Raw genomic sequence first — 23833 nt, 5'->3', positions numbered from 1 at the left:
GTAATCGGTTGGGGATGACGGCCGGGGCCAGGTGGGCCGTGCTGTGTATACTCGCGGGACTCGCTTGCGCCGCGCGCTTGCACAACACGCTTCGTCATTTCGCCCGCCACGCAACTCAGTCCACGCAACTCAGGTATGCAAGAAACCACCCTCGGCGTCGCCATCATCACCCGAAACGCGGCGGCGCGGCTGGCCGAATGCCTGCAAGCCGTGGCCTTCGCCGATCAGATCGTCGTGATCGACGGCGGCAGCACCGACGGCACCGCCGACATCGCCCGCGCGCATGGCGCCCGCGTGATCGAACAGACCGACTGGCCAGGCTTTGGCCCGCAAAAGAACCGCGCGGTGGACGCGCTCAGCACGAGCTGGATTCTGTCGATCGACGCCGACGAAATCGTCTCGCCGCAACTGGCGTCGGCGATCCGCGCGGCGCTCATGGCGCCCACCGCCGACGTGTACGCGGTGGACCGGTTGTCGAGTTTTTGCGGCCACTGGATTCATCACAGCGGCTGGTATCCGGACTGGATTCCGCGTCTGTTCAAACGCGGCGCCGCGCGTTTCTCCGATGACCTCGTGCACGAGCGCCTGGTGTTCGACACGCCCGCGCAGCGTCTGACCGGCAAGCTGATGCACTTCTCGTACGAGGACTTCGAAGGCGTGCTGCGCAAGCTCGACGCGTATTCGACGGCCGGCGCCCAGCAGCGTCATGCGGCGGGTCAGCGCGGCAGTTTCGGCAAGGCGCTTGGGCGCGGCGCCTGGGCGTTCATGCGGACCTATCTGCTACGGCGTGGCTTTCTGGACGGCCGCGCCGGCTTCATGATCGCAGTGTTCAATGCGGAAACGGTGTACTACCGGTTTTTGAAGCTGGCGCGTCCGGGCGAGCAGACGCGGCGGTAAGTAACGGAGAAAAGGCGGCGCCGGGTGACGTTGTTGGCGTTGGCTGCTGATTGGCGCCACATAACGCTCGTATCGCCAAGCGACACGCCTTACGGGACGCTGGCAGGACGTCGGTGATCAAATCCCGGCAGCAGCTTCACCAACCAAACCCCGACCGCCGGCGTCCACCACCGCAGCGTCCGACAGGGCTTTGCCCGCTCCAACCGCGCGAACAAAACCCCCGCCTCAATAAACGATCTCGATCGAGCTTCCCGCAAACTCGTCGCGCAACGCAGCGAGCAGTTCGTCGGTCGGCTTCACGCGCCATGCGTCGCCCAGACGCATTTCGCCTTGCGCATTTTCACTGCGATAAACCACCTGCACAGCCAGTCCGTTCGGAATCTGCACCGCCTGACGCTGACGGCCATTGTCGCCACCGCCATAGCCGCCGCCGTTGCGCCCGCCACCACCGTTGCCGCCGCGCGATGACGCCGCCGGCGCGGCGGCCGCCTGCGGCTCGTCCTTGCCCGCGCTATGCGCTTCGAGCACACGGCGCAACGCCTGCGCGTCCGCATTGCCGTTCATCTGCACCTTCACGGCTTCCGCGTAACGGCAGCGCGCGCGGCCCAGATCCATGACCGTATCGACGGTAAAGCGGATACCGCCGGTGAACGCGTCGTTACGCGCCTGGCCTTGCACCACCAGCAGTTCGTCTTCCTTGAACAGTGGCTTGTGCGCTTCGAAGGTCTCGTTGAAGACCGTCACTTCGCACTGGCCCGTGCCGTCGTCGAGCAGCGCGATCAGCATCTTGCCGCGCTGGGTCATCTGCGTGCGCAGCGACGCGATCACCCCCGCCACCAGCTTGTCGCGCCCTTCCTTCAGCTCGCCGATCTTCTGCCGCACGAACCGGCGCACTTCGTCCCTGTACGCGTCGAACAGATGGCCCGACAGATAGAAGCCGAGCGCGGCCTTCTCTTCCTGCAGCTTCTTCTTTTCCGGCCATTCCGGCTCGTCGACCAGCTCGTGACCTTGCGACGGCGCGTCGCCCATGTCGAACAGACCCGCCTGCAGCGCGTTGGCGCTCGCCTGCTCGGCCGCTTCCATCGCGAGCGAGACGGACGCGATCAGTTGCGCGCGGTTCGCGTGCAGCGTGTCGAAAGCGCCCGCGCGGATCAATGCCTCGACCGTGCGGCGATTGACGATGCGGCGGTCGACCCGGTTGCAGAAGTCGAAGATGTCGATGAACGGACCTGCTTCGCGCGCGCGCAGGATTTCTTCGATCGCGTTCTGGCCACTGCCCTTGATCGCGCCGAGCCCGTAACGGATCGTTTTCGAGCGTTTGCCGTCGGGTTCGGCAACCGGCTCGAAGCGATACGCGGACAGATTCACGTCCGGCGGCAACACGGCCATCTTGTTCGCGAGGCAGTCTTCGAACAGGATCTTGACCTTGTCGGTGTCGTCCATGGCGAGCGACATATTCGCCGCCATGAATTCCGCCGGATGGTGCGCCTTCAGCCAGGCGGTGTAGTACGCGAGCAGCGCATACGCGGCCGCGTGCGACTTGTTGAAGCCGTAGCCCGCGAACTTCTCCATCAAGTCGAAGATTTCGTCGGCCTTCCCGGCGGTCAGCCCGTTCTTCGCGGCGCCCTGGCGGAACAGCTCGCGATGCTCGGCCATTTCCTCGGCCTTCTTCTTGCCCATCGCCCGGCGCAGCAAGTCGGCGCCGCCCAGCGAATAGCCGCCGATGATCTGCGCCATCTGCATCACCTGCTCCTGGTAGACCATGATGCCGTAGGTCTCTTTCAGAACAGATTCGACGCGCGGGTCCGGATACTCGACCACTTCGCGGCCGTGCTTACGTGCACAGAAGCTGGGGATCAGGTCCATCGGGCCCGGACGGTACAACGCGACCAGCGCGATGATGTCCTCGAAGCGGTCAGGCTGCGCGTCTTTCAGCATGCCCTGCATGCCGCGGCTTTCCAGCTGGAACACCGCGACCGTATTGGCTTTCTTCAGAACCGAGAACGACGCCGGATCGTCGAGCGGCACCTGGCCTAGCGACCAGTCCTGCTTCGCCGGATCGAGACGGCGGATATAGCGCTCGGCCCAGTCGAGAATCGTCAGCGTGGTCAGACCCAGGAAGTCGAACTTCACGAGGCCGACGGCTTCGACGTCGTCCTTGTCGTACTGGCTGACGACGCCGCTTTCGTCGCCCTGCGTGTACAGCGGACAGAAATCGGTCAGCTTGCCGGGTGCGATCAGCACGCCGCCCGCGTGCATGCCGACGTTACGCGTGAGGCCTTCCACGCGTTGCGCGAGTTCGATCAGCTGATGCACTTCGTCTTCGTTGTCGAAGCGCTCCTGCAACAGCGGTTCTTCCTTCATCGCGTCGGCGATTGTGACGTGCTTGCCCGGCTTGAACGGAATCAGCTTGGCGATGCCGTCGGTGAACATGTAGCCGAGATCGAGCACCCGGCCGATGTCGCGCACCGCCGCCTTCGCCGCCATCGTGCCGAACGTCGCGATCTGCGACACCGCATCCGCGCCGTATTTCTCCTTCACGTACTGGATCACGCGATCGCGGCCGTGCTGGCAGAAGTCGATGTCGAAGTCGGGCATCGACACCCGTTCCGGATTCAGAAAACGTTCGAACAGCAGGTTGTAGCGCAGCGGGTCGAGATCGGTCACGCCGAGCGCGTAGGCGACCAGCGAACCCGCGCCCGAGCCCCGGCCCGGTCCGACCGGCACGCCATTGTTCTTCGCCCAGTTGATGAAGTCCGCAACGATCAGGAAGTAGCCCGGAAAGCCCATCTTGATGATCGTGCCGCACTCGAATTCGAGGCGCTGGTAATAGGTTTCGCGCTGCGCGGCGCGCTCGGCTTCGTCCGGGTACAACTGCTCGAGACGCTTTTCGAGGCCCTCTTTCGACAGCAGCACGAGGTAGTCGTCGAGCGACATGCCGTCGGGCGTCGGGAACAGCGGCAGCTTCGGCTTGCCGAGTTCGAGCGTGAGGTTGCAGCGCTTCGCGATCTCGACCGTGTTGGCGAGCGCCGACGGAATGTCCGCGAACAGCGCGGTCATTTCCTGCTGCGTGCGGAAATACTGCTCGGACGTGAAGCGCTTCGAGCGGCGCGGATTCGCGAGAATGTCGCCTTCGGAAATACACACGCGCGCTTCGTGCGCGGTGAAGTCGTCCGGCGTCATGAACTGCATTGGATGCGTGGCCACCACCGGCAATTTCAGCGACGCCGCCAGCGCGACCGCCCGCCGCACGTACTGCTCGCCGCCCGGCTGAGCGCAACGCTGCAACTCGATATAGAAGCCGCCAGCAAACACCTTCGCCCAACGCAGCGCATTGCGCTTCGCCGCTTCCTCGTTGCCGGCCGCGAGCGCGAGGCCGACGTCGCCTTGCTGCCCGCCCGACAATGCGAGCAGCCCTTCGCCGAGACCGGATTCGAGCCAGCCGGCTTCGACTTCCGCGCGGCCACGATACTGGTTCGTGAGCGACGCCTTGCTGAGCAGCTCGCACAGATTCAGATAGCCGCGCCGGTCTTTGACCAGCAGCAGCAAACGGGAAGGCTTGTCGCGGTCGTCCGGATTGGTGATCCAGACGTCGCAGCCGGCAATGGGTTTGACCCCTTTGCCACGGGCTTCCTTGTAGAAGCGGACGAGGCCGAATGCGTTGCTGAGATCGGTGAGGGCGAGCGCGCCCTGACCGTCTTTGGCCGCGGCCTTGACGATGTCGTCAAGACGCACGATGCCATCGGCAATCGAGAATTCGGAGTGAACGCGGAGATGAACGAAGCGGGGATCTGACATGGGCGACATTGTAACTCCACCCTTCCGGAGTGTTCAGGCCAAAACCGCGCGTTAGCCATCCGGCTTAGGACGCGAACGCGGCAGCGCCGCGCACAGCCTTTTGCAACGTGGGGAACGGCTGCCGCGACGGGTCGCGCGCGGCAATTGCGCGGCAAGTTGATCGACGATTTGAGCTAGCGCAAGCGGCTGGCCATTCGGCCGAGTCGGGGAAAACGCCGGGTTGAGGGATAATACGGGTTTCGCTCTATTCGACGTGGCCGCGATACAGGGGCTCACCCCGGGACTCACCCCGGGCTCCCCAAGGCTCAACGCGGCGGCGCAACGCGCTCCGTTTCTCGCCACGCCGGCCACTTCTTACCGCTGGACACACATGAGTATCGTCAATCTCGCCGCGTATCATTTCGCGACAATCGAAGACACCGCCGCATGGCGCCCGTTCGTCACCGAACGCTGCAACGCGCTCGGCCTGCGCGGCACCATTCTGCTGGCGCCGGAAGGCATCAACCTGTTCGTCGCCGGCACGCGCGACAGCACGGACGCATTCATTGACTACATCCGTCACGACGCGTTGTTCGAGGGCAAGTTCGCGACTCTGCAATTCAAGGAAAGCCTGTCGGACAAGCAGCCCTTCACCCGCATGCTGGTCAAGCTCAAGCGCGAAATCATCACGATGAAGAAGCCGGCCATCCGTCCGGAGCTCGGCCGCGCGCCGTTCGTCGACGCCCCCACGCTGAAGCACTGGCTGGACCGCGGCCATGACGACGAGGGCCGCCCGGTCGTGATGCTCGACACGCGCAACGCGTTCGAAGTCGACGTTGGCACCTTCGACCACGCGCTCGACTACCGCATTACGAAGTTCAGCGAGTTTCCCGACGTGATCGAGAACCATCGCGTCGATCTCGAAGGCAAGACGGTCGTGTCGTTCTGCACCGGCGGGATTCGCTGCGAGAAGGCCGCGATCCACATGAAGGAAGTCGGCATCGAGAACGTGTACCAGCTCGAAGGCGGCATCCTGAAGTACTTCGAGGAAGTGGGCGGCGCGCATTATCACGGCGACTGCTTCGTGTTCGACTACCGCACCGCGCTGAATCCGCAACTGGAGCCCACCGCCACCGCGCAATGTTTCGGTTGCCGCGCCGTGGTCACGCCCGAGGCGCAACAATCGCCGATGTACGTGGCGGGCAAGACGTGTCCGGCATGCCATCCGGACGGCAAGGCAGCGCGCGCCGCGTGATGGCGGCGGCGCACACTAGTGGACAAGTGGGGCGCCGCGCGTGGGTCGGGGGCGGTGCGTTTGATGCGGCTATGACTAGTGCGTCTGTTGCGTCTGTTGCGTCTGTTGCATCTGCCGCGTCCGCTGCGTCCGCGGCGTGTGCCAGGACGCCAGCATCAGCAGCATCTGCATCCTTTAACTCGTCCCCTGCCGCCGCTACGTCTGCGCCCGCCCCCGCAACAACCCCACGCACCCAACCATGACCTACCGTGGACGCTTTGCACCGTCGCCTACCGGGCCGCTGCATTTCGGCTCGCTGGTCAGCGCGCTCGCAAGCTGGCTCGACGCCCGCGCGCATGAAGGCGCATGGCTCGTGCGCATCGACGACATCGACGGGCCGCGCACCGTGCCGGGCGCCGCCGAGGATATTCTCGCGACCCTCGAACGCTTCGGCATGCAGGCGGACGAAGAGCCGGTCTGGCAAAGCCGCCGCGTGGCGCGCTACGAGCAGGCGCTGGAGCAGTTGAAGCCCACCGGCTTGATCTATCCGTGCGGCTGCACGCGCAAGGAAATCGCCGACTCGCTTTTGCACGCGCATGCGCGCAACACGACGCTCGCCTATCCCGGCACCTGCCGCGCGGGCCTGCACGGCAAACCCGCGCGCGCATGGCGTCTGCGCGTGCCCGACGGCGATGCCGCCGTGATCACCTTCGAGGATCGCTGGCAGGGCGAGCAGACACAGAATCTGGCCACCGAAGTCGGCGACTTCGTTCTGAAGCGCGCGGACGACCAATGGGCGTATCAACTGGCGGTGGTGGTCGACGATGCGGACGCGGGCATCACGCACATCGTGCGGGGTGCGGACTTGATGGATTCGACGGCGCGGCAGATTTACCTGCAACGCTGTCTTGGCGTGCGGACGCCTCAGTACCTGCATGTGCCCGTCGTGACGAACGAACAAGGCGAAAAACTGAGCAAGCAGAACGGCGCAACCGCGCTCGACAACGACAAGCCGCTTGAAGCACTGAGCGCCGCGGCGCGGCATCTGGGACTTGATCTGCGCGGCCACGCCCAGACAACGCTAGACGATTTTTACGCCGCCGCCACGGCCGCATGGGCGAAGCGGATGGGCGTCAGAAAGTGAAAGCGCTTCGCCGTTGAAGCTGCGAAGCGCTTGAGACGCTGAAGCGTTTAGACCTTCACAGAATCATGAAGACGAAGTCGACTTCCTCGGCATCCCAAACCCGCCCAGCAACGCCGCCAACGGCTGCTTGGAACCCGACTTCTGCGGCGCAGCCGAAGCAGCGGCGGCCTCCTCGACCTTGCGCACGGACGCAGGCGACGGCTCATACGGCTTCAGGAAGAAATCGTCGACCGGCTGCGCGCGATGATGATGGTGATGCGGACGCTCGAACGAACCCGACGACGGCGCACCCGTGCGACGGCGGCTGCCGCGCTCATCACGGCCGTCGCCGCTGCGCTCACGGCGCGGCGCGCGCTCTTCATGGTGATGCCGCACCGGCGCATCCACGGTCAGGCGTTGCACGTCCAGAGGACGCTTGATCAGCTTCTCGATATCGGCAAGCTGCTTGCGCTCGTTCGGGCTGCACAGCGACAACGCGTCGCCCGACGCACCCGCACGTCCGGTACGGCCGATCCGGTGCACGTAATCTTCCGCGTTGAACGGCAGGTCGAAGTTGATCACCGCAGGCAGCTCGGCGATATCCAGACCACGCGCGGCAACGTCAGTTGCCACCAGCGCTTCGATCTCGCCGCGCTTGAACGCGTCGAGTGCCTGCATGCGCTCGTTCTGCGTACGGTCGCCGTGAATCGCGGTCGCGACCACGCCGTCGCGTTCGAGACTGCGCGCGAGACGGCTCGCGCCGATCTTGCTGTTGCAGAACACGATCACCTGCTTGAGGCTGCGCTCGCGAATCAGTTGCACGACCGCGCCGGTCTTGTCGCCCTCGGCGACTTCGAAGACGATCTGCGTCACGTTGGTCGCGGTCGAGTTGCTGCGCGCGACTTCGATGGTCTGCGGGCTGCGCAGATAGGTGGCCGCCAGCTTCTTGATTTCGCCTGAGAAGGTGGCCGAAAACAGCAGCGTCTGACGTTCCTTCGGCAGCAGGTTCAGGATGCGCTGCAGATCCGGCAGGAAGCCCATGTCGAGCATCCGGTCGGCTTCGTCGAGCACGAGGATCTGCACCTGGCCGAGGTTGGCGGTTTTCTGTTGCACATGATCGAGCAGGCGGCCCGGCGTGGCGATCAGGATTTCGACGCCGCGGCGCAGTTGCTCGGACTGCGGATTCATGTCCACGCCGCCGAACACCACGGCGCTGCGCAGCGCCGTGTGCTTCGCGTACGACTGCACGTTCGCGGCGACCTGGTCGGCCAGTTCGCGGGTCGGCGTGAGGATCAGCGCGCGCACCGGATGGCGCGCGGGCGATGCGCTCGTGCTGGCCTGCGGCAGCAGACGCTGAATGATCGGCAGCGAGAAGCTCGCGGTCTTGCCGGTGCCGGTCTGCGCGGCGCCCATCACGTCACGGCCGGCCAGCACGACGGGAATCGCCTGTGCCTGGATCGGCGTAGGCGTGGTGTAGCCCGATTCCTTGACGGCTTTCAGGATGTCGGGCGCGAGACCGAATTGATCAAAAGTCGCAGTGCTGGGCGTGACGGCTGTGTCGGACATGGTGGCTTTCGCTAAAAATGCGCTTGGCGCGGTGCGCGCGGCAGCGGTCGGAACCGCAGAGGGCATCAGGATGAAGGCGGAGCCACGGCGTTCCGCACGGGACCCGTCAGTATCACGGGAAAAATGCGGCCGGCTCCGGCCGGCGGAAACACCCGCCGGAAAGGCCGGTATTGTAGCACTTCAGCAAAAACACTCATGGCGCATGTGACGGCTTTCTGCTTGCGCCTGCGAAAGCTCGCTGGCGGACGCGTCGCGCGAGCCTCGGCGGGCGCCGCAAGATTGCCGCAAAGCGGCGGCCCGCCTAGCTCGCGAGCGTAATTCGCGCAGACTACAGTTGCGTGACAGCAGACGGCGCTTCGATAACGGACACGGACGGCCTCGGCCCCAGCCGCACAAGCGGCCCATGCCCGCCGCGGCCCGCCCCGCATCACCACGTCTCGCGCATCACCATCAAGCGCAACTCGGTCATATCCTCGATCGCGTAGCGCACGCCTTCGCGCCCCAGCCCCGAATCCTTCACGCCGCCATACGGCATGTTGTCGACCCGGAACGACGGCACGTCGTTGATCACCACGCCGCCCACATCGAGCTCATCCCACGCGCGATGCGCGTGCGCCAGCGAATCGGTGAATACGCCGGCTTGCAACCCGAAATCGCTGTCGTTGACGGTCTCCAGTGCGACCTCGAAATCGTCGAAGCGCTCCAGGATCGCCACCGGCCCGAACGCTTCCTTGCGATACAGATCGGTGTCGCGCTTCACGCCTTCGAGCAGCGTGGCCTCGAACATCGCGCCGTCCACCTTGCCGCCCGCGACGATTTTCGCGCCCGCCTGTACCGCGCTGTCCATCCAGCCGGCGAGGCGTTTGGACTCCGACTCGGAGATCATCGGCCCGACGAAAGTCTTTTCGTCCTTCGGATCACCCATCACGAGCGACTGCGTCTTCGCGATCAGCTTCTCGCGCAGCGCGTCATAGACCTTCGCGTGCACCAGAATCCGCTGCACGCCGATGCAGCTCTGCCCCGACTGATAGAACGCGCCGAACGCCAGCCGCTCGACCACGTAGTCGAGCTTGTCGCCCTGATCGCCATCGACGATCGCGGCCGCGTTGCCGCCCAGCTCCAGAATCACCTTCTTCTTGCCGGCCTTCTTCTTCAGCTCCCAGCCCACCGCCGGCGAGCCGGTGAACGACAGCAGCTTGAAACGCTCGTCGGTGGTGAAGAGATCGGCGCCGTCGCGATGTGCGGGGAGAATCGAGAACGCGCCTTTCGGCAAATCGGTTTCCGCGAGGATCTCGCCCATGATCAGCGCGCCGACCGGAGTGCGGCTCGCCGGCTTCAGCACGAACGGCACGCCCGCCGCGATCGCCGGCGCGACCTTGTGCGCGGTCAGGTTCAGCGGGAAATTGAATGGCGAGATAAACGAGCACGGACCGATCGGCACGCGCTTCACATAACCGTGATAGCCTCTCGCGCGCGGCGAGATCTCCAGATTGACGATCTCCCCGTCGATCCGCACGCTTTCCTCGGCGGCCACCTTGAACGTGTCGATCAGGCGCGTCACTTCGCCTTTCGAATCGTTGATCGGCTTGCCGGCTTCTATGCACAGCGCGAGCGCCAGTTCGTCGTAGCGCTCGCGAAAGCGCTTCACGCAGTGTTCGAGCACCGCCTGGCGCTTGAACGGCGGGAACGCGCGCATCGCGGGCATTGCGTCGACGGCGTGGCCGATCGCTTTGTCGATTGCGCTCGCGTCGGCCATCGCCACGCGGGTCGCCACTTCGCCGCTGAATTTATCGGTGACTTCGAGATCGGTGTTGGCGGCCACCGCTTCGTTCGCGAGGTAGTACGGGTAAGTCTTCTTCAACATGACGCGCTCTCCTTGATCCGATGCCTGACAGTCGCTGCGCGGCCAGCAAGGGCCGTGCCGCCCGTATGCCGCTCATATATCGCTCACTTGCCGCTCCAATACGGTTCAGATAAAGCTCACAGTTGCGCGGACAGCCGCTTGATCTCGCGATTGAGCACACGCTCGTTGTCCGAATAGTCGATCGGCAGGTCGATCACGTGCACGCCGGGCGTCACGAAGCATTCGCGCAGCAACGGCGCGAACTCCGCCGCCGATTCGATCCGATGCCCCTGCGCGCCATAGCTCTGCGCGTACGCGACGAAATCCGGATTGGCGAGCGTCATGCCGTAGTCGGGAAAGTTCATGTTTTCCTGCTTCCAGCGGATCATGCCGAACGCGTCGTCGCGCAAGATCAGGATCACCAGATCGAGCTTCAGCCGCACCGCCGTTTCCAGTTCCTGCGAATTCATCATGAAGCCACCGTCGCCGCATACGGCCATCACCTTGCGGTCCGGGTGCACGATCTTGCTGGCGATCGCGGACGGCAAGCCCGCCCCCATCGACGCCAGCGCGTTGTCGAGCAGCAGCGAATTTGGTTCATGCGCACGGTAATAGCGGGCGAACCAGATCTTGTACATGCCGTTGTCCAGACACACGACGCCGTCCACCGGCGTGGTCTCGTACACGTCGTTGACGATGCGCACCGGGTACATCGGAAAGCGGTCGTCGTGCTGGCCTTTGACCAGATGCGCTTCGAAGTGCTGCTTGATCTCCTTGAAGCGCGTGAAGTCCCAATGCTCCTGGCGCGCCTTGAGGCTTTCCTTCAGTTGCCACACCGCGTTGGCGATATCGCCGACCACTTCGATCTGCGGGAAATACACCGTGTCGACTTCCGCGCCGAGAAAGTTGACGTGAATCACCGTTTTCTCGCCCGCTTCGCCGCTGCGCATGAAGAACGGCGGCTTCTCGATCACGTCGTGACCGACATTGATGATGCAGTCCGCGTGGTCGATCGCGCGGTGCACGAAGTCGCCGTCGGACAAGGTCGCGTTGCCGAGCCACATCGGATGCGATTCGTCGATCACGCCCTTGCCCATCTGCGTCGTGAAGAACGGAATGCCGATCTGGTCGACGAACTCGCGCAGCATCCTGGTGGTGGTCTTGCGATTGCCGCCCGCGCCGATCATCAGCAACGGATGCTTCGCGCTGGTGATCGCCTCGACCGCGCGCGCCACCGCTTTTTCCTCGGCGACGGGGCGGCGGCTGAAGCTCTTCGGAATCGGCTTGCCGTCGCCCTCCTCATGCGCGACGTCTTCGGGCAATTCGAGGTGGGTGGCGCCGGGCCGCTCCTCTTCCGCCTGCCGGACCGCCTCGCGCACCGCCGCCGGAATATTGCCGATCGACACGATCTGCCGTGTGTACTTGGTGAGCGGCTCCATCATCCGCACCACGTCGACGATCTGGAAATGGCCCTGCTTGCTCGACTTGATCGGCTTTTGCCCGGTGACCATCAGCATCGGCATGCCGCCTAGCTGCGCGTACGCCGCGGCGGTCACGAAGTTGGTCGCGCCCGGGCCGAGGGTGGCCAGACACACGCCGGTGCGGCCGGTGAGACGCCCGTAAGTCGCGGCCATGAAGCCGGCCGCCTGTTCGTGGCGCGTGAGGATCAGACGAATTTTCGAGCGGCGCAGCGATTCGAGCAGATCGAGATTTTCTTCACCGGGGATGCCGAACACGTACTCGACACCTTCGGCTTCCAGCGATTTGACGAACAGGTCCGATGCTTTCATTGAGGGTCTCGCTTGATGATACGGACTTGGGGCCCTGAGCCCGACCGTTAGGGTCCGGAAACGGACGATCGAGGACGACGGCCGCGCGGACAGCGGGCAACGCACGGCATGGCATGACGGCACGGCGAATGCCATGCCGGACAGCTTACTACTCGAACGGAATTGATGCGCGCTGGCGGACCATGCCGCGCTGCGGGGACGACGTGAAGCAGCCGGGGTGCGAGCGGGACGGGCGGCGGCATGGAGAACGAAAGCCGCCGCCTCATGGCTAGCGAATGATGGTGACGCAGTCGGAGAGAATCGGTGGCGCGTTTGCGCCGCTCATCGCGTCGTACAGGTCGGCACGCGGGCCCTTGGTCCACCACGTGTAGCTGCCGGCCTGGTATTTCGCGCCGGACGCCGAGATCGTGTTGACGAACAACATCGGTTTGCCTTTCACCGGCACCAGCGCGAAGCTCTGACCGTTCGCCGTGTTCCAGTAGGTGACGTGCAGGATCTTGCCGGTCGCGCAGGTGTATTTGTGCGTCTGGTGATTCCTGGTCTGAATCTCCGGGAACTGCAATGGCGCGGCCCATGCGCTGCTGTCAAGCGCAGCGAGACCCGCCGCGATGATTGTTGCAACAAGCCATGTCTTCATCGGATGCCTCGATTGTTGCTGCGTATCGAACATGGCCGGCGCGCGGGTGTTGGATCGTGGGTCGCGCATCGTCGCGCATCGACATGCGTGAGCGCATCTCAGCGCGCCGCGCCGCCGCTTACTTCGCCGACACCGGCCGCACCGCCGCCGCGGCCTGCTTCGCGCGCGAGCGTGCTTCGTCGAGGTTCTCGCCGGTGGCCACCGCCACACCCATGCGGCGCTTGACGAAGCTCTCCGGCTTGCCGAACAGGCGCAGATCCGCATTGGGCACCGCCAACGCCGCCGCGACACCTTCGAATGCAATGCCGGCCTCGTCCAGACCGCCGTAGATCACCGCCGACGCACCCGGCGCCCGCAGCGACGTATCGACCGGCAAGCCGAGGATCGCGCGCGCATGCAGCTCGAATTCCGAGAAGCGTTGCGAGCACAGCGTGACGAGCCCCGTGTCGTGCGGACGCGGGCTCACTTCCGAGAACCAGACCTCGTCGCCGCGCACGAACAGCTCCACGCCGAACAGGCCCCGGCCGCCGAGCGCGGCCGTCACCTTGTGCGCCACTTCGCGCGAACGTTCGAGCGCGAGCGGGCTCATCGGCTGCGGCTGCCACGATTCGACGTAGTCGCCCGCCACCTGCACGTGGCCGATCGGATCGCAGAAATACGTGCTCACCGCGCCGCTCGCCGGGTCGATCGCGCGCACCGTCAACTGCGTGATTTCGTATTCGAAGTCGATAAAGCCTTCGACGATCACGCGGCCGTGATTCACGCGGCCGCCCGCCATCGCGTATTGCCACGCGGGTTCGACGTCGGCGTCGCTCTTGAGCACCGACTGGCCCTTGCCCGACGACGACATCACCGGCTTCACGACGCACGGATAGCCGACCTTGGCGATGCCCGCGCGCAACTCGTCGAGCGAATCGGCGAACGCGTACGGCGAGGTCGGCAGGCCGAGCTCTTCCGCGGCGAGACGGCGGATGCCTTCGCGATTCATCGTGAGCTGGGTGGCGCGCGCGGTCGGGATCACTTCGGCGAGACCGTCGGTTTCGATTGCGGCGAGCGCATCGGTGGCGATCGCCTCGATCTCGGGGACGATCAGATGCGGGCGTTCCTGTTCGACCAGCGCGCGCAGCGCGGCGCGGTCGGTCATGTCGATCACGTGCGCGCGATGCGCGACCTGGTGGCCCGGCGCATTCGGGTAACGGTCGACGGCGATCACTTCGACGCCCAGCCGTTGCAGCGCGATGATCACTTCCTTGCCGAGCTCGCCGGCGCCGAGCAGCATGACGCGCGTAGCGGAATCGGAAAGGGGCGTGCCGATCCGTTGGCCGATCTGCATGGGGTCTCCAGATAAATGTCGGGATGAGGGTGGGATTGGTCAGGGCACGATGTTAACATGCGGGCCCCTCGCCGCGCCTTGCTCGCGGCGGCCATCTCCCTGTATCTCGATCTGCGCGTGAAGGGCACGACGGCGCCGCGCACCGGCGCCGCTATGTCTCAATAAGCTTGCCGCACGCCGTTGCGCTCGCGTGCGGCAAGCTTAGTGCGTTACCCTTACGCCTTCGCCAGTTTGAAGAGGAACGACGCAATGCTCCAAAGCTCCTCCGCGCGACGTGTTGCGCGCTTCACCCCGTCTCTGCGCGCGGCCATCGTCACGCTGAGCGTCGCCGCGCTGTTGAGCGCCTGCGCGATGCCGAAGCATCCCGACTCGGCAGCCCCGGCGCCCGACCCGTTCAATCCCGCCGCCGCCCAGTTGCTCGACGACACCAGCTGGGTGCTGAGCGCCTGGAAACAGGCCGACGGCACGGCGCGCGCGATTCCATCCGCGGACCAGGGTGAGCCGCTCACGCTCACGCTCTCCACCGCGACTGGCCAGCGTCACGCCAGCGGCTTTTCGGGCTGCAACCGCTTCATGGGTTCGTACGCGTTGAAGGACGGCAAGCTGAGCTTCGGCGCGCTGGGCAGCACGCGCATGGCGTGCATGACGCCGGGCGGCAAGATTGAAAGCGTGTTTCTCGACGCGCTGACGCGCATCGACCGCACCGGCGTGCAGATGCGCGCGCCGCAGCAGATGCAGCTGATACTCGATAACGGCGACACGCTGACCTTCGACCGCAGCGCCAGGTGAACGGCGCACGCATCGGCAGGCGGATTGCCGGTTGGCAGCGTGATGTTCGGTGTGGATGTGGTGGTGTGGCGGCGGGTGAACCGTTCGATGCACCAACGAACGTGTGCGGCCGCGTTCGATGCGGTCTGCGCGATGGGCGCGGACCGCTTCGTCAGCCGTTGTTTTTCGCCGATGGCGGGCCGCGCGGCGGTCCGCTTTCCCATGGGACGCAAGCATACTTGCGTCGGCCTTCGAAGCCTCGGCTTCGCCGGTTTAAACTCGACGGATTGCGTTTTTACGCGTCCCTCATTCGTTGATGTCTAGTATGCACACGGTAGTTTTCGGCTGGTTCGGCGGGTCGGCCGTCTGGTTCATTCCTCTCTTGTGGCGTCTCGTGAAGTCGGTGCTGCCGGGCGGCGCAGGCTTGCGCGGCCCCGGCACGATCCGTCTTTGGCTGGGCTTCGTCTGTGTGATGGCGGCGAGCTGCACGCTGGAGGCGTCGCTGATCGGCGTGGCCGGCGTCAATGGCCTGGGCCATGCGCTGGCCGCGGGCTTCGGCCATCTGCTCGGACATATCGGCACGCCGCTCGCGGCGCTCGCACTGCTCGCGATCAGCCTGCCCTGGCTGATCGACTTCCGCTGGCGCGATTTCGCCGCCTGGGCGGATGGCGCGTTCGGTCTCGGTCTGTCGCGCGGTTTGGCTAAGCGCGACGAAGCAGCGCGTCGGCATCGCAGCGTCGACGACGGTTTGCCGTCGCACGTTTCGCCGGCCACCAACACGATGGCGCCGAAAAGCAATGGACGCTATGCGCGTCCGACGGTCTGGCGGCCGCCGGCGAGCGGGCGTGGTGCGGGTACGGCTGGTGCTGGTGCTGGTGCTGGCAAAGCCGGCACCGCGGCGGGCAGGGACGCGGCGGCGCGTGGTGCCGGGTCGAGCTGGCGCGCAGGCGCGCCAACACCGCGCAGCCAGCCGACGCAGATCGAGCCGGTGCTGCGCACCGGCGCGTCGACTTCGCCGCGGCAGGCGTCGGTGCAAAACCAGGCGCCGAATGCGGATAAGGCGGCGTTCATGCCGACCGAGCCGGTCGCGCCAGCGGGATGGTTACGTGAGACGGCGCCGCGTGCGGGTGCGTCGGTGGCGGGAGCGGCGGTGGGGACTGGGGCATTTGGCGCATCAGGCGCATCTGGCGCATCTGGCGCTGTGCCTCGCGATGCCGCGTTGCAGGTCGGCCGGCGCTCGGCCGGTGAGCAGCGCTCGGCAGGATCGTTTGGCGCCGGCGCGGGTTTGGCGGCTGCGGCCGCCGCGGCTGGCGCGTCGGGCGCGTCAGCGAAGGCGGCGCACGCCGGCGCGGCGGCACGCACTGCTTCGGGCGCGGCTACCAGCTCGGCTGCGGGTTCGCTGGCGAATGCCGCGGCCGGCGCGAGCCGCCCGTCGACGATGCAGGGCGCGGCGGGCGCAGCGGCTCCGGTCACCCGCACCGCGATACCTGGCCAACCATTCCCGGCCGCCCCGCTTGCGAACGGCGTCACACCGACGTCGGCCACGCGTCGGCCGACTCCGAGCTACACGCGGCCAATGGCGACAACGCAGAAAGTCTCGCCGCCCGCCAGCGTCGAGGAGACGCTTCGCAGCATCGCGGAAAACGCCGCGCGCTGGACCGATCTGGCCGGCGTGAGCCTCGCGCGCAGCAGCAGTGCGGAAGGCGTGAAGGTTGTGGCTGCGGCGAACGCCGCGCCGTCGGTCGAGGTCGAGCAATCCGGCGACGGTGCGCAGGGTATCGGCGCGGTTCAGACGGCTGCGTCGGCTAGCGCGTATGAACCTTTGCAGGAGGTCGTCGAGCGTGCATCGGCGCCGTCGTTTGCGCAAGCGCCGGTCGAAACGGCGCCCATCGAACCGGCATGGATGGAAACCGCAATCGATACGCCGGTCGAGGCAAGCACCGAGTCCGTCGTGCAATGGCCGATTGAGCCGCCGATCATTCATGCGCCGTTGACGGATACGCCGGTGCTGGCGGCAAACGTGGCGGCTGTGGATATGGCTGAAGCTGCGGCTGTGGATGCCGCGTTTGTGCCTGCTGCATCTGTACCTGCTACGTCGGAACCTGCAGTGCGGACATCCCACGACACCGCGCCGCTGCACGTCGCCAGCGCGAGCGAATCGGCACCGTCGCACAACACGGAAACGGTGGACGCCCCTCCCCTGCCAGACGTATCGGAACCGGCAGGCGCATTCGCTTCGTCAACCGCAACGAACGCAGCAAACCTCGCTGCGTCCGTAACGCCGCAAAGCGTCGAGCCGCACGCGTCGTCGAACGTGGTTCGCTTCCCAGGTTTCGCTGCTCAAGCCGCGCGGTCGGCATCCGCCGACCGCGTTGAAGAAACGCTCAGCGCATTTGCACCCGCTATCGCCGACGCCCCCAGCAGCGAACCGTCCATCGCCGCAATAGCGTCGACAACACCAACAACCCCAGGCCCCCCCACCGCCCCACCACCACCCCAACTCACCACCGAGCCGACCCCGGAACCCGCCGTCCAGCGCCCACCGCTACGCGGCCACGCGCCGGCCAACGGCTTCGAGTTCCGCGCCCCCGCCGCGTCGATGGTCGAATTGCCGACGCTCGATCTGCTCGCGCGCGCGGACACCGACGTCGAACCGGTCTCCGAAGAAAAGCTCATCGAAACCGGTCTGCTGATCGAGCAGCGTCTGCAGGAATTCAAGGTGCCGGTCACCGTGGTCGGCGCATCGGCCGGTCCGGTCATCACGCGCTTCGAAGTCGAGCCGGCGCTCGGCGTGCGCGGCAGTCAGATCGTCGGCCTGATGAAGGACCTGTCGCGCGGTCTCGGCCTCACGTCGATCCGCGTGGTCGAAACGATTCCCGGCAAGACCTGCATGGGCCTCGAATTGCCGAACGCCAAGCGCCAGACGATCCGTCTGTCCGAGATCCTCGAAGCGAGCGTCTATCAGAACTCGCATTCGCAGTTGACGCTGGCGATGGGCAAGGACATCACCGGCCATCCGGTGGTCGCCGATCTGGCGAAGGCGCCGCACATGCTGGTCGCGGGCACGACCGGTTCGGGCAAGTCGGTCGCGATCAACGCAATGATCTGCTCGCTGCTCTATAAAGCGACGCCCGAAGAAGTGCGCCTGATCATGATCGACCCGAAGATGCTGGAGCTTTCGGTGTACGAAGGCATTCCGCATCTGCTCGCGCCGGTCGTCACCGACATGAAACTGGCGGCCAACGCGCTGAACTGGTGTGTCGGCGAAATGGAAAAACGCTACCGGCTGATGTCCGCGGTCGGCGTGCGCAACCTCGCCGGCTTCAACCAGAAAATCCGCGACACCGAAGCCAAGGGCAAGAAGCTCGGCAACCCGTTCTCGCTGACGCCTGAGGCGCCCGAGCCGCTCGCGCCGCTGCCGCTGATCGTGGTCGTGATCGACGAGCTCGCCGACCTGATGATGGTCGCGGGCAAGAAGATCGAAGAGCTGATCGCGCGGCTCGCGCAGAAGGCGCGCGCGGCCGGCATCCATCTGATTCTGGCGACGCAGCGCCCTTCGGTGGACGTGATCACCGGGCTCATCAAGGCGAACATCCCGACGCGCGTCGCGTTCCAGGTGTCGTCGAAGATCGACTCGCGCACGATTCTCGATCAGATGGGCGCCGAGTCGCTGCTCGGCCAGGGTGACATGCTGTTCCTGCCGCCGGGCACCGGTTACCCGCAACGCGTGCACGGCGCATTCGTCGCCGACGAGGAAGTGCATCGGATCGTCGAGTATCTGAAGCAGTTCGGCGAGCCGCAATACGAGGAAGGCATTCTCGACGGCCCGGCCACCGACGGCGGCGCGGCCCAGGACCTGTTCGGCGAATCGCCGGATGCCGAAGCCGACCCGCTCTACGACGAAGCGGTCGCGTTCGTGGTGCGCACGCGGCGCGCGTCGATTTCGTCGGTGCAGCGACAGTTGCGCATCGGCTATAACCGCGCGGCGCGTCTGGTCGAACAGATGGAAACGGCGGGCCTCGTGTCGGCGATGAGCATCAACGGCAGCCGCGAAGTGCTGGCGCCTGGGCCGGCGGAATAGCGGGCCGGCGCGCCGCTGCCGCCAGTCGAAAAGGCGACGGGCGGCGGCAGGCGGCAAGGGACCGCAACCGACTGCGACGCACACTCAGCCGCAAAAAACACGGGCCGCTTCAAGCGGCCCGTGTTTTTTTCATCCCGCCCGCGCGTTCAGCTCAGACCGCGCGCAGAGCCGTCCGTCATGACGGCGACACCAGCTTGAAATCCACCGGCGAGCCGAGTTCGAAGTGCTGCTTCGGCGTCGGATCGAGCAGGCCGCTCTGCTGATCGCGCTTGAACACATAGACGGTATCGCTGTTCTGATTACCGACGATCAGCCAGTTGCCGGTCGGGTCGATCGCGAATTCACGCGGCGACTTGCCGAGGCTCGATTGATGTCCGATCTTCTTCAGATGCCCATTGGCGGGATCGACCGAGAAGATCACGATCTCGTTCGCGTCGCCGCGATTGGACGCGTACACGAAGCGCCCGTCCGGCGACAGACGGATCGCCGCCGCGCCCACCGCCCCCTTGAAACCCGGCTCCGTCAGCGGCAGCGTTTGCACCGGGGTGAGCTTGCCGTCGCGGTAGTCGAAGGTGCTGACCGTGGCGGCCAGTTCGCTCGTCAGATACGCGTGCTTGCCGTCCGCGCCGAACACCAGATGGCGCGGACCCGTGCCCGGCTTCTGCCGGGTGTAGCCCGAGTCGGTCGGCGTGACCGGGCCGTGGCTGTCGCCCGGCGCGTAGTGGTACGAGTACAGCTTGTCGGCGCCGAGGTCTTGCGTGAACAGATAGCGGCCGTCCGCCGAAAACACGGTGGAGTGCACGTGCGAGTTGTCCTGACGCCCCTTCACCGGTCCGCCGCCCTCGTGATGCACGGTCAGCACCGACGTGCCGAGCTGGCCGTCGGCCTGCACCGGGAACACCGCGAAGCTGCCGCCCGGGTCGGGCGCCACCGAGTAGTTCGCGCCCAGCAGATACTTCTCATCGGGCGACAGGCTCAGGTAGCACGGATCGTTGCCATCCGACGACACCTTGTTGAGGAACATCAGTTGCCCGCGCGCGGCGTCGAAGCGAAACGCGCTGACGCCGCCGCGCTGCGTGGCCGGGCCGTTGTCACCGGGCAATTCGTTGACCGCGTAGACGAAGCGGCGGTCGCGGCTCACCACGAGGAAAGACGGATTGACCGTCTGCGCCACCGACACGCGCGTGGCCGCACCCGTCTTCGTGTCGAAGCGGTAGACGTAGATGCCCTCGCTCTTGCCGGCGGTGTACGTGCCGACCAGCATGTTGTAGACGCCGTCCGCGGGGACCGGGCCGGAATCTTGCGCATACGCATGCGAAGCAACAATCGAGACCATGAGCACGAAACCTTTTATTATCGAGCGGGCGGCGCGCAGAGGAACAGGCCGCCCTGTGCGCCACCCAGCGGATGCAGCGGCGGAAGGTGCAAAAGAAAGCGCAGCATAAGGCGAAGCAGAACTCGAAACGGCACGCACGGCGGCCCGGCGACCACGAAGCATATGACCTCCTGGACATCGGTTATTGGGTCGAAGCAATTGTTGTCGTGTCTCTGGTCCGCCACGCGGAGGGTCGAGCGTTGTTCTTATCGAGGCAAGTATAAAAGCGTTATGTCGGATCAAGCAGCGGATCATGCAGCGGATCCGGCTACCGGCACCCGGCGTGCATCGGTAGCTCCTGTCCCGCGTCGCGGGGCGTTTGTTCAATCGCGTCCTGGCGTCTCACACTCACAACTACGGAGTCTTCATGAACGTCACACTCAGTCTCGGCCCGGTCGTTTCGTTGATCGCCGGCATTCTGATTCTCGTCATGCCGCGCCTGCTGAACTACATCGTCGCGCTCTATCTGATCATCATCGGCATCATTGGGATCTTCGACGTCGGGTCGAGGCACTTCTGAGCGGGCGCAGTCAGCCGGCGCAAGCGGCAACAGGCGCACGAGCGGGCGCGGCGCGGGTCCGGCTGCGTCCCGCATCGCCGGCGCACCACGCGCGACGATGCGCACGCGCATGGCGGCGGCCGCGCGGATGGATGAGGGAGAGCAGGACTGCGGGAGCGCCGCGGCGGAAATGAAACTGCCCCAGCGCCGACGCTCAACCGTTCGAAAGCTGGTCGAGCCGCAAACGCCCCTGCAGCGACAGCGCGCCGACGGCATAATGGCCGTCACCTTCCTGATAGCGCCGGAAGCAAGCCCGTTCGACCAGAAAAGACGCTGCGGCCAGCATGCCGTTGCGGCTCAGGCCCAGCCGGCCATGATCGAGCGGCAACATTGAATCGTCAGCGAGTTCGCTGGCGGCCGAGAGAATCGTGATGCAATCGGATTTCGACGGATTCAGCATAGCTTTCGTCCTCGGAAACGGCGTCTGCATACGCCATGGGCAAGGCCGACTCGCGACCCGGAAGGCTCCGGACGTCGGCACGAAGTCCGATTGTAGGCATTGGTTTGACAAATTACCAACTCACGTTTTGCCGCATTGCGTGATGAACCAAAGCGCATCATGCGAGTCCGGTAATAACGACGACCCCGGCGCGGCGGCCCTCGCCACGCGTCATCACTGACACGCTCCCCATGCCCGCACTCATCGAAGACTATGCGCTCATCGGCGACGGCCATACGGCCGCGCTCGTCTCCCGCGAAGGTTCCGTCGACTGGCTCTGCTGGCCGCGCTTCGACTCCGGGGCCTGCTTCGCCGCCCTGCTCGGCACGCCCGACAACGGCCGCTGGCTGATCTCCCCGGTCGCGGACACCGCGCCGAGCATCGCGCGCCGCTATCGCGGCGAAACCATGATCCTCGAAACCGATTTTGAAACCTCCGAAGGCGCCGTCACGCTGGTCGACTTCATGCCGCCGGGCAATGGCTGGTCGGAGTTGGTGCGCATCGTCGTCGGCAAACGCGGCACCGTGCGCATGAAGATGGAGCTGGTGCTGCGCTTCGACTACGGCTTTTCGATTCCGTGGGTCGACCGGCTCAAGCACGACAGCGGCATCAAGGCGATCGTCGGACCGGACAACGCGGTGCTGCGCACGCCGGTCGAGTTGCGCGGCGAAGACATGAAGACCGTCGCCGAGTTCACCGTGAGCGAAGGCGAGCGGGTGCCGTTTTCGCTGGCCTATGCGGCTTCGCATCTGCGCATCCCGCCCGCGCGCGATCCGCACACGGCGCTAGCGCGCACCGAGAATCACTGGCTCGAATGGTCGGCGCGCGGCACCGTCGAAGGCCGCTGGGCCGAGCCGATCCGCCGCTCGCTGATCACGCTGAAGGCGCTCGCCTACGAGCCGACCGGCGGCATCGTCGCCGCGCCCACCACGTCGCTGCCGGAACAGCTCGGCGGCACGCGCAACTGGGACTACCGCTACTGCTGGCTGCGCGATGCCACTATCACGCTGCTCGCGATGATGCGCGGCGGCTACTACGACGAAGCGCGCGCGTGGCGCAGCTGGCTCGGCCGCGTGATGGCCGGCGCGCCGGATCAGTTGCAGATCATGTATGGGATCGCCGGCGAGCGGCGGCTGCCGGAACTCGAAATCGACTGGCTGCCGGGTTATCAAGGCGCGCAGCCGGTGCGCATCGGCAACAACGCGGTCGACCAGCGCCAGCTCGACGTCTATGGCGAAGTGATGAATGCACTGCATCTGGCGCGCGTCGGCGGCCTGCAGGCGGACGACACCGCGTGGAACGTGCAGCGCGCGCTGCTGGGCCACCTCGACACGATCTGGCAGGAGCCCGACGAAGGCATTTGGGAAACGCGCGGCGGCCGCCAGCATTTCACCTTCTCGAAGGTGATGGCGTGGGTCGCGTTCGATCGCGCCATCCGCTCGGCCGAGATGTTCAAGCTCGACGGCCCGCTCGACGAATGGCGCGCGACCCGCGCGAAAATTCACGCGCAAGTGTGTGAAAAGGCGTGGAATCCCGCGCTCAACGCGTTCTCGCAGTCCTACGGCAGCGACCAGCTCGACGCGAGCGTGCTGCTGATGCCGATGCTCGGTTTCCTGCCGCCGCACGATCCGCGCATCAAAGGCACCGTGGCGGCGATCGAGAAGGACCTGATGCGCGACGGCTTCGTGATGCGCTATCGCACCACCGAATACGACGACGGCCTGCCGCCCGGCGAAGGCACGTTCCTCGCCTGCTCGTTCTGGATGGTGGACAACCTGGCGCTGCAAGGCCGCATCGACGAAGCGATTGCGATGTACGAACGGCTGCTCGCGCTGTGCAACGACGTCGGCCTGCTTGCCGAAGAGTACGATCCGGCTGCGAAGCGCCTGGTCGGCAATTTTCCGCAGGCGTTTTCGCATGTGGCGCTGGTGCACACCGGTCTGAACCTGATGAAGCACGAACAGGAGATGGCGCAGGCAACCGGCCATCCGGCCCATGACGGCAACCCATCAGGAAAACTTAAGGCTGAGGCAACCCCCGATAGCGGCGCGGCAACATCGCCGGTAGCATGATTGAATGACAGTTTGCGGGCTACTCGCGCGCAGATTGCTGCATTGCACAAATGCACTTTGTTCGATATGATCGAGCAAACTGTCGGCCAAAAAACAATGTGCCTACAACCATAATGGCCCGCCGCAACGCTTCACGCGTGTTTGCGAAGCCCCATGCGAACCGCTTAACACGGAGCACCTATGCTCTACCAACTGCACGAATTCCAGCGGGCGATGTTGAGCCCCCTTACCGCCTGGGCCCAGGCCGCGTCGAAATCGTTCGCGAATCCCGCCAGTCCATTGGCCTATGTGCCGGGCGCCACGCGCCTCTCAGCCGGTTACGAGCTGCTCTACCGGCTT

At 65.4% G+C, this 23833-nt stretch carries 15 protein-coding genes and 1 pseudogene; 8 read left to right on the top strand and 8 right to left on the bottom strand.

Annotated elements, in window-relative coordinates:
- Positions 1–135: 135 nt before the first annotated feature.
- On the top strand, positions 136–897 hold the full coding sequence (locus HV744_RS16160; RefSeq protein WP_175150490.1) for a glycosyltransferase family 2 protein: 762 nt from the start codon (positions 136–138) through the stop codon (positions 895–897).
- 225 nt (positions 898–1122) lie between these two features.
- Here HV744_RS16160 and dnaE read toward each other — a convergent pair whose 3' ends face one another.
- Positions 1123–4704: a DNA polymerase III subunit alpha gene (gene dnaE / locus HV744_RS16155; protein ID WP_175150489.1), complete on the bottom strand. Its 3582-nt coding sequence runs from the start codon at positions 4702–4704 to the stop codon at positions 1123–1125.
- Positions 4705–5065: 361 nt separating this feature from the next.
- On the opposite strand from dnaE, the gene HV744_RS16150 reads away from it, so the two are divergent.
- Together HV744_RS16150 and gluQRS are read left to right on the top strand one after the other, a co-directional pair.
- Positions 5066–5929 carry a sulfurtransferase gene (locus HV744_RS16150; RefSeq protein WP_175150488.1) on the top strand — a complete coding sequence of 288 codons (864 nt, stop codon included), beginning with the start codon at positions 5066–5068 and terminating at the stop codon, positions 5927–5929.
- 238 nt (positions 5930–6167) lie between these two features.
- The gene (gene gluQRS, locus HV744_RS16145) at positions 6168–7052 is read left to right on the top strand and encodes a tRNA glutamyl-Q(34) synthetase GluQRS (RefSeq protein ID WP_175150487.1); all 885 of its coding nucleotides are present in this window, start codon (positions 6168–6170) and stop codon (positions 7050–7052) included.
- Positions 7053–7115: 63 nt separating this feature from the next.
- Here the strand turns inward: gluQRS and HV744_RS16140 are convergent, their stop codons facing one another.
- The 5 genes from HV744_RS16140 to purT all read right to left on the bottom strand — a co-directional run bounded on the left by HV744_RS16140 (position 7116) and on the right by purT (position 14200).
- Positions 7116–8597: a DEAD/DEAH box helicase gene (locus HV744_RS16140; RefSeq protein WP_175150486.1), complete on the bottom strand. Its 1482-nt coding sequence runs from the start codon at positions 8595–8597 to the stop codon at positions 7116–7118.
- A gap of 427 nt (positions 8598–9024) precedes the next feature.
- The gene (locus HV744_RS16135) at positions 9025–10461 is read right to left on the bottom strand and encodes an aldehyde dehydrogenase family protein (protein WP_175150485.1); all 1437 of its coding nucleotides are present in this window, start codon (positions 10459–10461) and stop codon (positions 9025–9027) included.
- 116 nt (positions 10462–10577) lie between these two features.
- Positions 10578–12230 (bottom strand): acetolactate synthase large subunit, encoded by a 1653-nt coding sequence (locus HV744_RS16130; RefSeq protein ID WP_175150484.1) that lies wholly within the window; start codon positions 12228–12230, stop codon positions 10578–10580.
- A gap of 268 nt (positions 12231–12498) precedes the next feature.
- The gene (locus tag HV744_RS16125) at positions 12499–12867 is read right to left on the bottom strand and encodes an MliC family protein (protein ID WP_175150483.1); all 369 of its coding nucleotides are present in this window, start codon (positions 12865–12867) and stop codon (positions 12499–12501) included.
- 118 nt (positions 12868–12985) lie between these two features.
- The gene (purT, locus tag HV744_RS16120; RefSeq protein WP_175150482.1) at positions 12986–14200 is read right to left on the bottom strand and encodes a formate-dependent phosphoribosylglycinamide formyltransferase; all 1215 of its coding nucleotides are present in this window, start codon (positions 14198–14200) and stop codon (positions 12986–12988) included.
- Between the two features lie 249 nt (positions 14201–14449).
- On the opposite strand from purT, the gene HV744_RS16115 reads away from it, so the two are divergent.
- Both HV744_RS16115 and HV744_RS38010 read left to right on the top strand, forming a co-directional pair.
- Positions 14450–14989: an META domain-containing protein gene (locus HV744_RS16115; protein ID WP_175150481.1), complete on the top strand. Its 540-nt coding sequence runs from the start codon at positions 14450–14452 to the stop codon at positions 14987–14989.
- A gap of 304 nt (positions 14990–15293) precedes the next feature.
- Positions 15294–19049 (top strand): FtsK/SpoIIIE family DNA translocase, encoded by a 3756-nt coding sequence (locus HV744_RS38010; protein ID WP_281363650.1) that lies wholly within the window; start codon positions 15294–15296, stop codon positions 19047–19049.
- A 175-nt stretch (positions 19050–19224) separates the two neighbouring features.
- Here the strand turns inward: HV744_RS38010 and HV744_RS16105 are convergent, their stop codons facing one another.
- Positions 19225–20385: a lactonase family protein gene (locus tag HV744_RS16105; protein ID WP_246279059.1), complete on the bottom strand. Its 1161-nt coding sequence runs from the start codon at positions 20383–20385 to the stop codon at positions 19225–19227.
- Between the two features lie 406 nt (positions 20386–20791).
- On the opposite strand from HV744_RS16105, the gene HV744_RS16100 reads away from it, so the two are divergent.
- Positions 20792–20944 carry a DUF3096 domain-containing protein gene (locus HV744_RS16100; RefSeq protein WP_175150479.1) on the top strand — a complete coding sequence of 51 codons (153 nt, stop codon included), beginning with the start codon at positions 20792–20794 and terminating at the stop codon, positions 20942–20944.
- 193 nt (positions 20945–21137) lie between these two features.
- Here HV744_RS16100 and HV744_RS16095 read toward each other — a convergent pair whose 3' ends face one another.
- Positions 21138–21383, bottom strand: coding sequence for a hypothetical protein (locus HV744_RS16095; RefSeq protein ID WP_175150478.1), 246 nt, complete (start codon positions 21381–21383; stop codon positions 21138–21140).
- A gap of 230 nt (positions 21384–21613) precedes the next feature.
- Between HV744_RS16095 and HV744_RS16090 the strand changes: the two genes are divergently transcribed.
- Both HV744_RS16090 and HV744_RS16085 read left to right on the top strand, forming a co-directional pair.
- On the top strand, positions 21614–23494 hold the full coding sequence (locus HV744_RS16090) for a glycoside hydrolase family 15 protein (RefSeq protein ID WP_175150477.1): 1881 nt from the start codon (positions 21614–21616) through the stop codon (positions 23492–23494).
- A 180-nt stretch (positions 23495–23674) separates the two neighbouring features.
- Positions 23675–23833 (top strand): annotated as a pseudogene (locus tag HV744_RS16085) (polyhydroxyalkanoate depolymerase); the annotation flags it as partial.

The organism is Paraburkholderia ultramafica (assembly GCF_902859915.1).
GTDB lineage: Bacteria > Pseudomonadota > Gammaproteobacteria > Burkholderiales > Burkholderiaceae > Paraburkholderia > Paraburkholderia ultramafica.
This window is presented reverse-complemented; position numbering and strand designations above follow the sequence as displayed.